The organism is Ruoffia sp. FAM 20857, assembly GCF_045528645.1.
Lineage (GTDB): Bacteria > Bacillota > Bacilli > Lactobacillales > Aerococcaceae > Ruoffia > Ruoffia halotolerans.
This window is the reverse complement of sequence record NZ_JBGQRB010000050.1, coordinates 1-14466: the sequence shown is the minus strand read 5'-3', so window position 1 is coordinate 14466 and position 14466 is coordinate 1. Positions and strand designations below refer to the sequence as shown.

Annotated in this window: 15 protein-coding genes and 1 pseudogene; 9 read left to right on the top strand and 7 right to left on the bottom strand. The window is 37.2% G+C overall.

The annotated features are described in order from the left end of the window. Window positions 1-175: 175 nt before the first annotated feature. Both ACEN4N_RS09875 and ACEN4N_RS09870 read left to right on the top strand, forming a co-directional pair. Window positions 176-484, top strand: a complete 309-nt coding sequence (locus ACEN4N_RS09875) for a Crp/Fnr family transcriptional regulator (protein ID WP_407094163.1) — start codon at window positions 176-178, stop codon at window positions 482-484. A 74-nt stretch (window positions 485-558) separates the two neighbouring features. Then, window positions 559-801, top strand: a complete 243-nt coding sequence (locus ACEN4N_RS09870) for a hypothetical protein (RefSeq protein WP_407089095.1) — start codon at window positions 559-561, stop codon at window positions 799-801. Here the strand turns inward: ACEN4N_RS09870 and ACEN4N_RS09865 are convergent. Further along, the gene (locus ACEN4N_RS09865; RefSeq protein ID WP_407094162.1) at window positions 775-975 is read right to left on the bottom strand and encodes a DUF4386 family protein; all 201 of its coding nucleotides are present in this window, start codon (window positions 973-975) and stop codon (window positions 775-777) included. The two genes, ACEN4N_RS09870 and ACEN4N_RS09865, sit on opposite strands and share 27 nt — an antisense overlap. 386 nt (window positions 976-1361) lie before the next feature. Next, the gene (locus ACEN4N_RS09860) at window positions 1362-2540 is read right to left on the bottom strand and encodes an aminotransferase class I/II-fold pyridoxal phosphate-dependent enzyme (RefSeq protein ID WP_407089097.1); all 1179 of its coding nucleotides are present in this window, start codon (window positions 2538-2540) and stop codon (window positions 1362-1364) included. Window positions 2541-2693: 153 nt separating this feature from the next. Here ACEN4N_RS09860 and efp point away from each other — a divergent pair, with 153 nt between their 5' ends. Then, entirely contained in the window at window positions 2694-3251 is a 558-nt protein-coding gene (gene efp / locus ACEN4N_RS09855; protein ID WP_407089098.1) for an elongation factor P, read from the top strand. Window positions 3252-3388: 137 nt separating this feature from the next. On the opposite strand, the gene ACEN4N_RS09850 is transcribed toward efp, so the two are convergent. Continuing rightward, window positions 3389-3820 carry an acyl-CoA thioesterase gene (locus ACEN4N_RS09850; RefSeq protein ID WP_407089099.1) on the bottom strand — a complete coding sequence of 144 codons (432 nt, stop codon included), beginning with the start codon at window positions 3818-3820 and terminating at the stop codon, window positions 3389-3391. An 80-nt stretch (window positions 3821-3900) separates the two neighbouring features. Here ACEN4N_RS09850 and ACEN4N_RS09845 point away from each other — a divergent pair, with 80 nt between their 5' ends. Continuing rightward, window positions 3901-4869 carry an aromatic acid exporter family protein gene (locus ACEN4N_RS09845; protein WP_407094161.1) on the top strand — a complete coding sequence of 323 codons (969 nt, stop codon included), beginning with the start codon at window positions 3901-3903 and terminating at the stop codon, window positions 4867-4869. A 177-nt stretch (window positions 4870-5046) separates the two neighbouring features. Here the strand turns inward: ACEN4N_RS09845 and ACEN4N_RS09840 are convergent. Then, window positions 5047-5502, bottom strand: a pseudogene (locus ACEN4N_RS09840) (TIGR00730 family Rossman fold protein); the annotation flags it as partial. Window positions 5503-5753: 251 nt separating this feature from the next. Here ACEN4N_RS09840 and ACEN4N_RS09835 point away from each other — a divergent pair. Both ACEN4N_RS09835 and ACEN4N_RS09830 read left to right on the top strand, forming a co-directional pair. Then, on the top strand, window positions 5754-7073 hold the full coding sequence (locus tag ACEN4N_RS09835) for a DUF1576 domain-containing protein (RefSeq protein WP_407094160.1): 1320 nt from the start codon (window positions 5754-5756) through the stop codon (window positions 7071-7073). Continuing rightward, entirely contained in the window at window positions 7051-7389 is a 339-nt protein-coding gene (locus ACEN4N_RS09830) for a hypothetical protein (protein ID WP_407094159.1), read from the top strand. The genes ACEN4N_RS09835 and ACEN4N_RS09830 overlap by 23 nt, the downstream gene beginning before the upstream one ends. A 70-nt stretch (window positions 7390-7459) precedes the next feature. On the opposite strand, the gene ACEN4N_RS09825 is transcribed toward ACEN4N_RS09830, so the two are convergent. The 3 genes from ACEN4N_RS09825 to ACEN4N_RS09815 all read right to left on the bottom strand — a co-directional run bounded on the left by ACEN4N_RS09825 (window position 7460) and on the right by ACEN4N_RS09815 (window position 11050). Further along, window positions 7460-8947: a hypothetical protein gene (locus tag ACEN4N_RS09825; RefSeq protein ID WP_407089103.1), complete on the bottom strand. Its 1488-nt coding sequence runs from the start codon at window positions 8945-8947 to the stop codon at window positions 7460-7462. A 319-nt stretch (window positions 8948-9266) separates the two neighbouring features. Continuing rightward, the gene (locus ACEN4N_RS09820; protein ID WP_407089104.1) at window positions 9267-10097 is read right to left on the bottom strand and encodes a VOC family protein; all 831 of its coding nucleotides are present in this window, start codon (window positions 10095-10097) and stop codon (window positions 9267-9269) included. 86 nt (window positions 10098-10183) lie between these two features. Then, window positions 10184-11050, bottom strand: a complete 867-nt coding sequence (locus tag ACEN4N_RS09815; protein WP_407089105.1) for a VOC family protein — start codon at window positions 11048-11050, stop codon at window positions 10184-10186. 245 nt (window positions 11051-11295) lie between these two features. On the opposite strand from ACEN4N_RS09815, the gene ACEN4N_RS09810 reads away from it, so the two are divergent. From ACEN4N_RS09810 to ACEN4N_RS09800, 3 genes are all read left to right on the top strand, one after another. Further along, window positions 11296-11856, top strand: coding sequence for a LemA family protein (locus tag ACEN4N_RS09810; protein WP_407089106.1), 561 nt, complete (start codon window positions 11296-11298; stop codon window positions 11854-11856). 402 nt (window positions 11857-12258) lie between these two features. Beyond that, a complete protein-coding gene (locus tag ACEN4N_RS09805) occupies window positions 12259-13071 on the top strand; it encodes a hypothetical protein (RefSeq protein WP_407089107.1) in 813 nt (270 codons plus the stop codon). 168 nt (window positions 13072-13239) lie between these two features. Further along, window positions 13240-14325 (top strand): D-alanine--D-alanine ligase, encoded by a 1086-nt coding sequence (locus ACEN4N_RS09800; RefSeq protein WP_407094158.1) that lies wholly within the window; start codon window positions 13240-13242, stop codon window positions 14323-14325. The last annotated feature ends 141 nt before the right edge of the window (window positions 14326-14466 follow it).

Here is a 14466-nt window from a genome sequence, read left to right as displayed (position 1 = left end):
CTTAGTTCCACTAAGCGAATTGGTAGAGTCTGCTTACGCAAGGTATTGAACCGCCGTGTACGGAACCGTACGCACGGTGGTGTGAGAGGTCGACTAGTCAAATAATGGCTAGTCTCCTACTCGATTTGAATGTGGTAATAGATGGGTGAATAATAGAGTGGGAGAAGGTGAAGGAATGACTGATTATTTAACCGAAATTTTGAACGGATTTACTTTAACTCAAGCAGAAGTCGAACAACTAAGCTCCGAAATCGATGTAAGAACATACAAACAAGGAACAATACTCCTTAGGCAAGGTGATGTATCAAAAGAATGTTACTTCGTGTTACAAGGCTGTTTAAGGCAGTTTGCGATTGATGAAGCCGGTGAAGAAAACACTTATAATTTCTCTACACGGAGAAACAGACAGCGATTAATTATAAAAGTTATACCTAGAGGATCCCTTCAGAGTATTCAATTGAATGTGTCGAAGATTCTGTATTGATCGTCGGTGATATTATTAATGAAGATGTGATGTTTCAAAAATAAATTAAATTAATTGTATTTACGCGAGGCTTCATGAAAGAAGACCTAGCAAACATTCAAGATAATAATGCCCGTTTCATTAGCGCCTCACCACAAGAACGTTACTTAAATTTATTAGATACTCGTCCTGATCTCATTGACCGCGTTCCCCAACATCAATTGGCTAGTTCACTTGGAATGAAACCAGAATCATTAAGCAGCATTAAGCGCTGGTTGAACCTTAAGAGCCATGCCTTTTTTGAAGATAAACTAAAGTGCCAAACCCAATTCGCCTAAAGCCATCGGGACCGCTAAAAAGCCTTCTAATTGTGAAGCCAGAGCTGTCATGTCTGGTCCGAGTAAAGTTAAAGTATGCATGATAATATAGCTCACACCAGGCAGTAATAATAAATAACCAATTACTTTATGAATCGGTGTTGCTTTCAATACGACATAGGCTAGAACTAACAAAAGCAAGCCGATAATAATTAATCCAAAGCCCCAAATTAAGCTAAAAGCCCGTTCCCCGACAGCGATTGACAGCAGTAAAACGTCTAAATTCGCGTTTGATTGGATAACGATACTTTCTAAATTGACACTAATCTAAAGTAAATAACCGATCGGCATTGCTAAAGTAGCTGTATAAAGCAGTCGCAACCAAGCTACGAGTAGTGAGAAGTTTTCGTGACATTGCCGCATAGATAGTTCTCGTTTTTGTGTTGTTTGCATGTTATTTCTCCCTTTATTGTATAGATTAAGTTTACAAGTAAAGAAGACGTCGGGCATTGACTTAAGTTAAGCTGGAAAAAAGATTACTAGAAAAGAGGATTCTCTAAATCTAGTAATCTTTTAATTTTTTATTTGTTTTCGCGTTTCTCTTTGACAAATACTTCTAAACGTCGCATCGCTTCCTTAATATCATCGATACTTGCAGCATAGCTAAGGCGAACGTGACTTTCGCCTCCGATACCAAAGGCAGATCCCGGTACGAAAGCAACGGCAGCTGAATGAGCTAAGTCTAGACAAAAGTCCATACTATTTTGTTCCAAATCTTCTGGAATACGCGCGAACATATAGAATGCGCCACTTGGCTTAACGATTTTGAAACCTAAGCGTGTCATAAAATCATAAATATAATCACGGCGCATCACATATTTTTCTCGCATCGGTTGAGCGTCGTTCATGCCATTTTCCAACGCTGCACGAGCAGCTAATTGAGAAATCGTTGAGTTTGTGGTGACAAGATTTTGGTGCACTTTAACTAATTGGCTCATAATATTCGCTGGGGCAAAAAGGAGCCCTACACGCCAGCCTGTCATCGCATGAGATTTAGATACACCATTAATCACAATTGTTTGCTCACGAATGTATTTCGCAATCGATACGTGCTCTTCTTCGTAAACTAATTCGCTGTATATTTCATCACTAATGACAAATATTGGTCGATCACGCAGTACATTTGCGAAAGCTTTTGCATCTTCTTCCGTCCAGTTTACTCCCGTTGGATTGGTCGGATAATTTAAGATGATTGCTTTAACGGCATCACCATGCTCTTCTAAAGTATCTTTTAACATCTCTGGTGACATAACAAAATCATTGGCAGCTGTATCCACTTCAATTGGTTCACCACCGGCTAAGTAAATAATTGAAGAATATAAAGTAAAGTAAGGAGAGGGTACAATAATCTTATCTCCAGAATTACAAATCGATTGAAGTGCCGTCGATAGCGATTCAGTCGCCCCAACAGTTACAATGACTTCGTCTTCCCATTGATAATCTAAATCGTACTTTTCTTTAACGAAATTTGCGGCAGCTTGACGTAATCGGTTATCTCCAGGTGTCGATAAATAACCGGTTTGATTGTCTTGAATGGCTTTGATTCCAGCATCTTTAACATGTTCAGGCGTATTAAAATCTGGTTGGCCGAGCGTTAATTTGATGATACCCTCAACTTGGGACGCACTTTCATCGAAGGCCCGAATGGCATTGGGTTTAATTTTAGTTAAGTTAGTATTGAATAAATTATCTAAATTCATTTTAATGTATCCCTCATCTAAAGTTCATTTTTAGTTAGTCTATCACAATTTTAGTTGTTATTAAATGATTTTTTTATAGGATAGCGATATCATAAGGAATTTTATGCTATAATGGGAAGGAATATTTTAGAGACAATAAAAGGAGAATGTGAAATGATTTCTGCAGCAGATTTAAAAGCAGGTATGACATTTATTCAAGATGGAAAATTAATTCGAGTATTAAGCGCAAGTCACCATAAACCAGGTAAAGGGAATACAGTTATGCGTATGAAATTACGTGACGTTCGCTCTGGTGCGACTTATGATACAACTTTCCGTCCGGATGAAAAATTCGAACGTGCTTTCCTTGAAACAAAAGATGTTCAATTCTTATACAGCATGGACGAAATAGCTTACTTCATGGACTTAGAATCATATGAACAATATGAATTACCAGTAGATTCAATTGAAGATGAGTTATTATACTTATTAGAAAATATGGAAGTAAAAATCCAATTCTACGGTTCTGAAGTTATCGGGGTTGAAGTACCTCAAACTGTTACTTTAAAAGTAAAAGAAACTCAACCATCAATTAAAGGTGCAACAGTAACAGGATCTGGTAAACCAGCAACAATGGAAACTGGTTTAGTAGTCAACGTTCCTGACTTCATCGAAGTTGGAGAAGCGTTAATCATCAACACGTCTGAAGGAACTTACCAAAAACGTGCGTAAATAATAGTTAAGGCGGATCTTCGGATTCGTCTTTTTTTTGTAAAAATTAATACAGAATAAAAATATTTTCCAACACAATTTAGCGCCTAGCCATGACACCAGATGGTGTCACGCTGAGCGCTATACTTTTATTATCTTTAGTCTTCTTTTGAATCTGCTTGTGCTTTTTCAAATGCTGCAAGAATATCTGGATGATTACGTTTTAAAGAAAGTGGACGCTGAGTTTCGGCATCTAGGAAACAATGCGATGTTGATCCTGTCGTTGTTAAATCGCCCGTTTCTTTATTATATACTTTATATTCAACTGTCATTCTAACAGGTGTAAAGTGAGATATTCGCAATCGAATGATAGCCGTTGAGCCAAAAGCAAGCATTTGTTTATATTCAACTTGAGCAGAAAGTACTGGAATCATGATGCCTTCGTCTTCCATTTGCTTATAACTGTAGCCAATCTCAGATAACCAAACGAGACGGGCTTCTTCAAACCAACGCAAATAATTGGAATGATGCACAATGCGCATTGCATCTGTTTCATAAAACTGAATTAAATGTTCATATTCAAAAATCATTGTAAGTACCTCTCCTATATAAAATGTGGTATACATGCTATTATATATAAAAGAAAGTCATAATGTAATGGAGGGATTGGATGTCACTTGGACTTCGGACAATAAAGATTACACTGGCGGCCACCATCGCGATTTACATCGCTAAATTTATCGGCTTAGAGAACTCACTGGCGACAGGAATTATTACGATTTTAACTTTGCTAGATACACGTAAAGCGTCTCGTCAGATTTCCCTGACTTATTTAATCGCTACGGTACTTGCTTTTGCGATTGCGACCGTCATATTTTTAATATTTGGGTTTCAAGTCTGGGCATTTGGCCTGTATTTACTCATATTTATTCCAGTTGCTTACAGGATGAATCTTCAAGCTGCCATTGCACCGATTTCAGTTTTAGTCACGCATTTTGTCATCGCAGAAAGTGTGTCGTGGCAGTGGCAACTCAATGGTGTGCTAATTATGGTGATTGGCGCTGGTATGGCGATTTTATTTAATTTATGGATGCCAAATCAGAAACTAAAATTAAAAAAAGGAATTAAAGAAATTGAAGAAAACTTCCGCGTCGTATTGGAATTAATAAATCAAAGATTACTTGAAAATGATTTTGATATACCTTTAATTCGGGCTGAAGTAGAGCATGTCAATACGTCTATAGAAGATTTCAGACAACTGGCTTTGTCCGAATATGAGAATCAAATATTCACTAAAGACGATTACTTTATTCGCTACGCTCAAATGCGATCTAGACAAGCAGATATATTAAAACGGATGATTGATTCCCTGCAACACATTTCATTAAGAACTGAACAAAATACAACCTTAGCAAATATGTTTAAACTCACTTCAGATGAATTTGCGCAAACAAATAGTGGGAAAGGTTTATTAGAAAGTATAAGTGAATTATATAGCTATTACCGGAGCAGCGATTTACCCAAAAATCGAGAAGAATTTGAAACGCGCGCACTCTTATATCATATACTGATTGAATTCGAGCGCTTTTTAGAAATTAAACATAAATTTTACTTAGATAAACATATTCGCAAGTTTTAATCTGAGAGGTTACGACCAACCCCTGCGTATAAAACAAGACGGCCCAACAATTGAAGTGTTGAGTCGTCTTTTGTTTTAAATAATTGTAATTTTGAGGCTGAAATGTCCTTGAGAAAATTTCAGAGACCCAATTCCCACTTTAATGTCCCTGAGAAAGTCTCAAGGACACATCCCTCCCTATGAATGTTCACGAATGAACGTTTCAATCTCTTGAAGCGACTCGGAAAAGAGGAACGTTTCTCGGACTTCAAGTTTAAGGAACTCTTCTTGCACCATGTGGCCAAACTGCTCCTTCAGAGCCTCATAATAGCCGTCGTCATTGTAAAAAACAGTTGGTTTATTAATGAGTCCAATGCGAGTTAAAGAGACGATTTCTGAAATTTCTTCTAAAGTCCCAACCCCACTAGGGAGGGCAATAAAGGCGTCTCTGAGCTCAATCATCCGAGTTTTTCCCTTGGGCATTGTTTGAACAATCTCCATATTCTGAACGTTGAGGTGCTTCGTTTCGATCTCTCGCAACACTTCTGGGATGATTCCTTGGACATCGCCGTTCTCTTCTAATACTGTGTCCGCAACAAATCCCATTAAACCATTCATACTTCCACCGTAAACGAGCGGATGACCTTGTTGTCCAACCCAAGTTCCTTATCTAGTAGCTGCTAAGCTAATATTCGGATTCTTACTAGGGTTCAAGCCGCAATAAACTGTAATGTTCATCCTCATCCTCATCCTCCTTTCTTATACATAAAATTCGTAACCTTATTATAACTAAAATATGAAGCAAGTTTAAAAGTGTCTATTGAGTGTTTTTTTATATTTAATTATTGTGATAAAGATTGAGAATTGGTAATATATTTGTATTAGGATTTTATGGGAGGCTTCGGATGGGAGAAGAGGTTGAAAAAACAAATATGAACGCAAAATTAACTCAATATTTTTTCACTAAAGATTCAGTCAAGGCCAATTTTTTATACTTAGTTTCTTTTATATTTATCATATTTGGTTTGTTAGTAGATCCATTAAATCAAGTATGGGATGGTTTCTTAGCTATTTTAACCTCACCGAGTAATCTGATTACGGATTACTTTGAAGTAGGGGGAATCGGTGCAACTTTTGTCAACGCTGGTTTACTGATGTTGATTAATGCGATGGCAATTAAGCGATTTTCTACAAAGATAACTGGCCCATTAGTAGCGGCTTTATTTACAGTTATGGGCTTCGCCTTTTTTGGTAAAAATTTATATAATTCAATTCCGATAACACTAGGAACACTGCTTTATAGTCAATATCGGAATATGCCGATAGGTAATTTTCTACTTACATCGTTATTTGCAACGACTTTAGCACCAGTTGTAAGTATTATTACCTTTGGACAAGGTTTGTCATATTGGGTTAGTGTTCCTTTAGGAGTTTTGGTTGGAGTCTTCATTGGTTTTACGATTCATCCAATGGGATCAAGTTTCTTACGTTTTCACCAAGGATATAATTTGTATAATATGGGCTTTACGGCTGGAGTTTTAGGTATGATTATCGCGAGTATTATGCGAGTATTTGACTTAACGACGACTTATGATCCGATTATACAAACTCATTCCATTATCGAAGTTGAAGCATTCTTCGTGGCCTTTTCACTCTTTTTACTTGTTATGGGTTTCATGTTAAATGGTAAGTCTTTCAAAGGATATGGGATATTTAAGAAAGATTCAGGGCGTTTAATCTCAGACTTCGTGACGGATTATGGAGTTGGCTTAACCTTTATTAATATGGGTGTCTTAGGTCTAGCCTCTTTAGCTTATGTTTGGGTTGTAGGTGGTACGCTTGAAGGAGCCGTGATAGGTGGCGTTTTAACGGTTATTGGTTTTGGTACGTTTGGTAAGCATATCTTTAACGTAACACCCGTTGTAATTGGGATATTCGCCATGCAAGTTATGATGGCAGTAGACGAACCTAGTTCAACAGCATCACTTCTTTCGGCCTTATTTGGAACAACTTTGGCTCCAATCGCAGGCCACTATGGATGGAAGGCCGGAATTCTGGTAGGATTATTACATGCAGGGTTAGTACCGAATACGGGTATAACTCATGCAGGTTTAAACTTGTATAACAATGGCTTTGCTGGAGGTTTCGTGGCAGCTACTGTTGTACCTGTCCTAGACGGAATTAGGGAAAGGAAAGAGATGCGTGAGAGAATATCGAAAGATTAAGTTGATTATGAATGAGTTATTGGATTACTTTTATAACAGTGGTATGACACAGGCAAACATTCACTTTGGACTCTTTGATCATCAAAGTGAAATAACAATCACAGGTCAGGTCGATTCAGAACCTTCCGACCTCGATTTTGTTATCGAAAAGTTCCGAGCAACTCAACAACCCGAAGTGGAAGATTATTACGAAGACCTATTAGGTTTAAGAGATGACGAATTCCATGTCGATGTTTTGTCAGCACTCATTGATGTTGTCGAATATGATTTTGAAGACAATATTATGATGCTAAAAGCGATACGCAAACATCACTAAAAGGAGCCCGAAGGCTTCTTTTTTTTACAAAAAAACACGAGTGAACCGTAGACCACTCGCATTGTGTATATTATTCAAAATAATAAACAATTAAATCATTCGTTTGATGCAATACTTTGTAATCAGTTAACTGATACTTCTCTAAGACTGATTGGATTAAGTCTTCTTGCTTAAGTTGCGTACTATTAGTATAAATCGTTAAAGGCTCACCTAGGTCATGCGCCTCCATCACAGGCATGTCACTAGCGTCTGTCGACTCCAGTATCATAGGATAGACCTCATCATGTAAGGCGAGTTGGGGTGAGTATTCTGCGATTTGCCAGCGTGAAGCACTAAAGACCATCGCCGAATTGGTGGGATTTTCAAGAATACTTTGTGTTAAAGCCCCTTGATCTGAATATTGAAAGTAAACTGTCTCACGCTTGAAACCAAGTAAGACGATTAAACTTAAACCAAGAATGGTCATGGCAGTACTCCAAGGCTTACTTAAAATCGCCCGCAGGGAAAAGTAAATCACTAACACAACCGCCACAGCGACGACTGAATAAATTGGGTAAATGTAGCGGGCGGTATGATAATGAGATAAATCTTGAACGAGAAAGATATATAAGCCCATAGGCAGAATAATCATTGCAATTTGTAAGAAAGTCACTCGATTAATTAAGGTCTTGCTTTGCACACAAAGTAGAATAATACAGCCAATTAACACACCGATAAAGATTGGTAGCGACACATCAGCAAGTAAATCCTCTTGCACAAAACTTAAATATAATTTCAAATTCTCTGTGAAATTCGCATTATTGGCATTATTTAATACTTCAACACCTCGATTCGAAGTGAAAATATGTGAAAAGACCGCTGGGAAAATACCCCAAGCAACCCCAATTGCGCCTACTTCTATAACGCCCAGTATAATTGCTTTTTTAAATTCCTTAATCATTAGAAGGCCAATACATGCGACCGCCACAATAAAGAAGGCATACAAATAGAAATAATAATGAGTCAAAGCGCCCAATAAAGTAGCGATAAATATAGGTATCAAAAGAATTATCGTATGTGATTTATTAGAACGGCTATACCGTAAAAGTAGATATAACAAACTAATGACGAAAAAGCCCATCAGATGATACATCCGAATAAATAACATCGAACTTAACCCACCTATACTCAACCCCCAGAACAAGCCAGCAAAGATACTTAAATAAAAATTCTTCGTTAAGTAATAGATTGAGAAAAATAATACAATCACTGTCGCTATATGCGCCCCTAAATTAAGCGTTAAGCCCACCATCGGTGAAAAGCCACCTTGCCAAAAAGAGGCAATCGTGTGGAATAATAAATAATATAGCGGTGGATGCACGTCATTGACTTGATTAGACATTACCGACCCATATTCGAACGCTGTTGCGTGGTTAGGCATCAAGTAGTTTTGATAATACGTACTTGGCGTCCATTCATTGATTGCAGTTGGAAAGGGATTGTAGTAACTGTTGCTGAGACCATAAGAGTATATTTCATCAATATGAAAGCCTTGTTTAGCAAAAGCAAAGTGAAGCATTACGTAGACTAAAAGACCTAAAGATACGAGGACAGTCCCCCAGCGGAATAAATAATGTGTTCGTTTAATAGGTTGACCCTCCTTTCAAGCGTGTTTTCAAATGCAGTCATTATAAAATATTTAAAAACCTTATGCAATAAAATATTTTATTCAACAAAAAAGCGTAGAACAAAGGAACTATCCCTTATATTCTACGCTCAGCGTTTATTCAGGAACTAATTCAACAATCACACCTAAACCAGAGGTATCATTAAAGCTCAGTGAATTATCCTCTAGAGTATAATCAGCTCCTAAAGAATCTAAGTTACTGATTACTTCATTAAAAAAAATCTTCGGATTGAGTTTCCCAAATCGTTGCACGAAGTCCTTGTTGGCCTTCTTCTGGTTGTGTAATCCCTTGATCTGCGAACCAATTATTATTTGCGACATGGTGGTGATAGCTTCCAGAAGCTTGGAAGAATGAGTCACCCTCAACATAACTTTGCGTATTTAAATTAAAGACATCACTGTAAAATTTACCCGCTGCATCATAGTCGTCAGATACTAAATGGAAGTGTCCAATTTTAGTACGTTCATCTAATTGAGTGAATTCCTCAGTAGCTGATTCCATTAACTCAACATAGTCAAGTGGCTCGTTTAACATGTCAACAGAGTTGCCACCTTCATCTTGAGGCCATTCTTCTACAGGGTAGTCCCAATATAATTCAATCCCGTTACCTTCAATATCAGCAGCATAAACCGCGTCACTCACACCGTGATAAGTAAAGCCTTCAATAGGCGATTGAGTTTCCATGAGATGGTTTAATGCACTTCCCAAATATTTGCGGTCATTGAATAGGAATGCTGTATGGTAAAGTCCAGTTGATAAGCTTTCCCCACGAGGGATATCTGTCGGGAATATCTCAAGTAACGTACGTTCATCCGAAGTTCCTAAACGGTAATACCCATCTGCTTCTTCTAGAATCGTCATCCCCATGTTATATTCATAAAATTCAGCTAAGTTAACAGAATCGATTGAGTTAAGTTGGTAACGAGCTGGATAAATAACAGCGTCAGAAGTGGCACCTTCTTGCGCCATGGCTGTGAGAGGGCTCCCGATAAGGGCAAGTAGGAATAGAGCGATAATTGTTTTCAGTGTGTTCTTTTTCAAAGTAGTCATCCTTTCGATTATATGTAAATTAATAAACACCTATAAAAGGCGTACAAGCCATAGCAAGTACACCTTTCAATGTTTTATTATTTTATGACTTTTAGGATAATACCTGTTCCGGCCGGATCTTTAAAGTAAAAAGTCTCGCCATCTTTAGTAAATTCATGTCCATTGTCAGTTAATTTTGCTTGAATCTCTTTTAAATCTTCCGCAGAACCTGACCAAACAGAGTTACGTAAACCTTGTGTTCCGTCTTGAGCAGCAGGGATATTACGACCATTCCAAAGGTTGGCACCTAAATGATGGTGGTAGTCTTGTGTAGCCATAAATAAAGCGGCTTCATTCATAATGAATTTAAGACCTAAGCCCATCACTTCATGATAGAAACTTAAAGTTGATTCAATATCATTTACGTGTAAATGAATATGCCCCATCGTTGTTCCATTTGGTATACCGGTGAAAGGCACCTCTTGTGATGAAAGTACGCCTTCAGCGTCCAATGCGATAACGATTCCACCAATTAGGCCATTATCTTTAATGTCCCATTCACTTCTATCTTTATCAGCGTATATTTCAATACCGTTTCCTTCTGGGTCAGGTAAGTATAATGCCTCACTGTACCCGTGATCTGATGCACCTTCAATATTGACTTGGTTTTCTAGTAAGTGACGTAACATCCCACCTAAGTCACCGCGTGTTGGTAATAATAAAGCAAAGTGATATAAACCAGTCGTTCTTTGTGATTTTTCAGTTGTCGCCGGGTAAATTGAGATAAGTACAGTTCCGTCTGGTGTTCCTAAGTGATAGATTTTCCCAGCGTCATCTTTACTTAGTAAAGTTAAGCCGATTTTTTCCTCATAAAAACCTGCTAATTCAGTTGGTTTTAACGCGTTTAATTCAATTCCAGTTGTTTGGATAGTTGTTGCTGATTGTGTAATTGCTTCGGTTGTCATATATGTATCTTCCTTTCAGTTGTTGCTTTTCTTTAATATCATTCAAACGTCAACTTGATGATATCATGATAAAAAGCAGACATCAATACGAATTCGAGATAAACAACACTTAAGAACACATTGACGATTAAGTCTATTTTTTAAGAGGGAAAACGAGCTATAGGGGATAATTTTCGACAATGAATCAATTATTTAATATAATGTATAGTAGAAACTATTAAATGTCTCGGAAGGAGAATATATATATGAATATCATGTGGATAATTATCGCCGTTATCGTGGTCATCGCGATTATCTGGGTACTTATTTATAATAATTTAATTAAACGTCGTAACTGGGTAGATGAATCATTTAGCCAAATCGATGTACAGCTACAACGTCGTAACGATTTAATTCCAAACTTAGTGAACACGGTAAAAGGTTATGCGAGTCACGAAAGAGAAACTTTAGAATCAGTCACTAAAGCAAGACAACAATTGATTAACTTGCCAAGTGATGCAGATCCAGCTGAAATTAATGCTAAGTCTAATGAATTATCAGGAGCTCTATCAAGACTATTAGTTGTCGCAGAGCAATATCCAGATTTAAAAGCGAATACGAACTTTACACAATTGCAATCAACCCTTGAGAAAACGGAGCAACAAATTGCGACGGCACGTCAACTGTACAACTCAACTGCAACCCAATATAACACAACTGTTGAAACAGTTCCGACGAATATTGTGGCAAATGTTCATGGCTTTAATCGACGAAGCTTACTAGAAACTCCAGAGGATGCACGCCAAGTACCAGAAGTTCAATTTTAATAATCATTATAAATGATGCGACTTACCTAATAAGGTAGGTCGTTTCTTTGTTATTAAATAATTTATACAAACATGCTAAGATGGATATACGAAGGTCAGTAGGCGTATCTCTAGCAATTGCTTGTTAAATATTATAGAATATTTTATGGAGAGATGTCAATGAGATACTCATTTGATACTATTAAATTCGGATAGTAAATAAATAATTGCATAATAATGCTTAGTTATTATTGTGCTGATTCATATAACTGCCATGGAATATAAGGGGGAGTTTAATAAAGGAAATATGTAACATAAATGTCACATAAACTCGTGTTTTAACACTATTAATTTATGAATAAAATGGGTAGAATGTAGTATATTATGTTAAGAAATTAAATTGGAAGAAAGGAGGATGCGAGTGTGAGTCGTGTAAATTTATATGTTCATTATGATTCTGTTACTAACCATATTATGACTCGAGGTATTGATCTAGTCCTTGAGGATTTTGAATCCCAGTATATGCCGAATAATATAATACTTGCTCAAGCACCTCCTGAAGTTGGACGTTTTGACGCGCAAACAAATTTCAAAGTTTTACGAAATAAAACAGAAGTAGCGAACTACTTCGAAGCTAGCAGCAACGCAGAGTTGCGAATGTCAAATTGGATTGATTTTGAAAATATGGAATCCATGCACCAATTAACAGCCAATGAGATAGCTGAGATTTTATATTTGTTCCACGCAAATAAAGGCTTAAAGTCAGCATTTTTCTATAAACTTCAAAACAATTACGTATTTTTAAGGTTACCTAATGGCCTACTGAAAGTCTTTTACCGCTTTGTTTCACACTTCTATTCACGTTTTCAAAGAGTTATCCAAGCTAGAATGGTTGCGTTAGTGAATGAATCCCGTTCACTCTTTTTTATGCGAAAAGAAAAAGTAAATCCTTTACCCTTGAATGTTGTGGAGCAAATCGCTCCGCTATTCTCTCGTGGATTAAAAATTAACTTTGTTCAAGCAATTCAAACGGGTACGTATTGGAAAGTGCCATTAAATATTATCGAAGACGAATTGACCTTATTAACGCAAGATCAAGTACCAAAAGAACACATTGGCTTTCTAGTTTATGATACGAACGCACAGCGCTGGACGTTAGAATTAGAAGTTATTGAAGACATCGATGATTTTGAATTACGAAGTCAAGGGGTTACATCAAGCAGTGTGGATGCTTAGTAAGCTTAGATAGTAACTTGCTTTATTCCATTATATAAATTAATATATAGTATTATGAATTGAATAGAAAAAAATATTATTTTTACAGTGGAAATATGGTATAATTACTATTGTTAAAATTAAAAAAATTTTATCTATTAGACGAGTTTACTATTGGAGGTTTAGACAATGAAAATCACAATGCTTTATGGCGGACAAAGCGCAGAGCATGATATTTCGATATTATCAGCACATAATATCGTGCAACAAATTATGTTCGATGTATATACAGTTCAACCTATCTATATTACCCGCCAAGGGAAGTGGATTAAGGGACCTTTATTGGAAGAGCCAAGCGCGTTCTCGGAACAGTTACGCTTAAGTTCCGCACAAGTAGAATCCTGGTGTGATAATGAAAAAGGTTCTTCGACCGGTATTAACATTAATCCTGGTGATATTGCGGAAGAGGATACAGTTGTCTTCCCAATTCTTCATGGACCAAATGGAGAAGATGGCACAATTCAAGGATTCTTAGAAATTCTAAATCTTCCATATGTAGGAGCAGGCGTAGCTGCAAGTGCTGCTGGAATGGATAAAATTATCAGTAAAAACTTATTTGAACGTGCAGGACTACCGCAAGTTCCTTACATCGCTTTCGATCAAAGAGAATGGCAATCAGATAAAGAAGACTTAATTGCGCGTTCAGAAGGTAGCTTGTTATATCCATTATTTGTTAAACCAGCGAATTTAGGTTCTAGTGTCGGGATATCAAGAGTGACTGACAGCAGTGAATTAGTTGAAGCTGTGGAATTGGCTTTACAATTTGATCGTCGTATCGTTGTTGAGCAAGGAATTCGCGCAGAAGAGTGTGAAGTGGCTGTCTTAGGGAATGATGATGCGCACGTCAGTGTGGTTGGACAATTGGTGAAGCAATCTGATTTTTACAATTATGATGAGAAATACATCAATAATACCGTTGAGATGCAAATTCCAGCTGAAATTCCTAACCACATCGCTAGCCAAGTTCAAGAATACGCGCTTGCAGCCTATCGTGCGATTGATTGTTCGGGCTTAGCTCGCGTAGATTTCTTCTTAACAAACAATGGAGACATCTATATTAATGAAATCAATACTATGCCAGGCTTTACCCAATACAGTATGTATCCGAACTTATGGTTAGGTACTGGCTTAAGTCAACGTGATTTAATTGATGAATTAATCCAGTTAGCCTTACGTCGCCATGAAAGAAATAGCCAATTAAAAGTCGATTTTTAGTCGAATACGAATCATTATTGGTTCATGAATTTTTGATGTTGGTGGACCGAGGAGCCAGGTGACGCAGTCACCTTGGCTCTTTTTTTATTCCTATGTTTAAGTGTCTCTCTATGCAACGATAGTTTGTGTTGTGTTCTCATC

What these genes read in the sequence shown, in the direction of transcription:
- ACEN4N_RS09875 (WP_407094163.1), top strand. Translation starts at nt 176, where the DNA reads ATGACTGATTATTTAACCGAAATTTTGAACGGATTTACTTTAACTCAA.
- ACEN4N_RS09860 (WP_407089097.1), bottom strand. Translation starts at nt 2,540, where the DNA reads ATGAATTTAGATAATTTATTCAATACTAACTTAACTAAAATTAAACCC.
- ACEN4N_RS09845 (WP_407094161.1), top strand. Translation starts at nt 3,901, where the DNA reads ATGTCACTTGGACTTCGGACAATAAAGATTACACTGGCGGCCACCATC.
- ACEN4N_RS09835 (WP_407094160.1), top strand. Translation starts at nt 5,754, where the DNA reads ATGGGAGAAGAGGTTGAAAAAACAAATATGAACGCAAAATTAACTCAA.
- ACEN4N_RS09850 (WP_407089099.1), bottom strand. Translation starts at nt 3,820, where the DNA reads ATGATTTTTGAATATGAACATTTAATTCAGTTTTATGAAACAGATGCA.
- ACEN4N_RS09810 (WP_407089106.1), top strand. Translation starts at nt 11,296, where the DNA reads ATGAATATCATGTGGATAATTATCGCCGTTATCGTGGTCATCGCGATT.
- ACEN4N_RS09825 (WP_407089103.1), bottom strand. Translation starts at nt 8,947, where the DNA reads ATGCTTCACTTTGCTTTTGCTAAACAAGGCTTTCATATTGATGAAATA.
- efp (WP_407089098.1), top strand. Translation starts at nt 2,694, where the DNA reads ATGATTTCTGCAGCAGATTTAAAAGCAGGTATGACATTTATTCAAGAT.
- ACEN4N_RS09870 (WP_407089095.1), top strand. Translation starts at nt 559, where the DNA reads ATGAAAGAAGACCTAGCAAACATTCAAGATAATAATGCCCGTTTCATT.
- ACEN4N_RS09800 (WP_407094158.1), top strand. Translation starts at nt 13,240, where the DNA reads ATGAAAATCACAATGCTTTATGGCGGACAAAGCGCAGAGCATGATATT.
- ACEN4N_RS09815 (WP_407089105.1), bottom strand. Translation starts at nt 11,050, where the DNA reads ATGACAACCGAAGCAATTACACAATCAGCAACAACTATCCAAACAACT.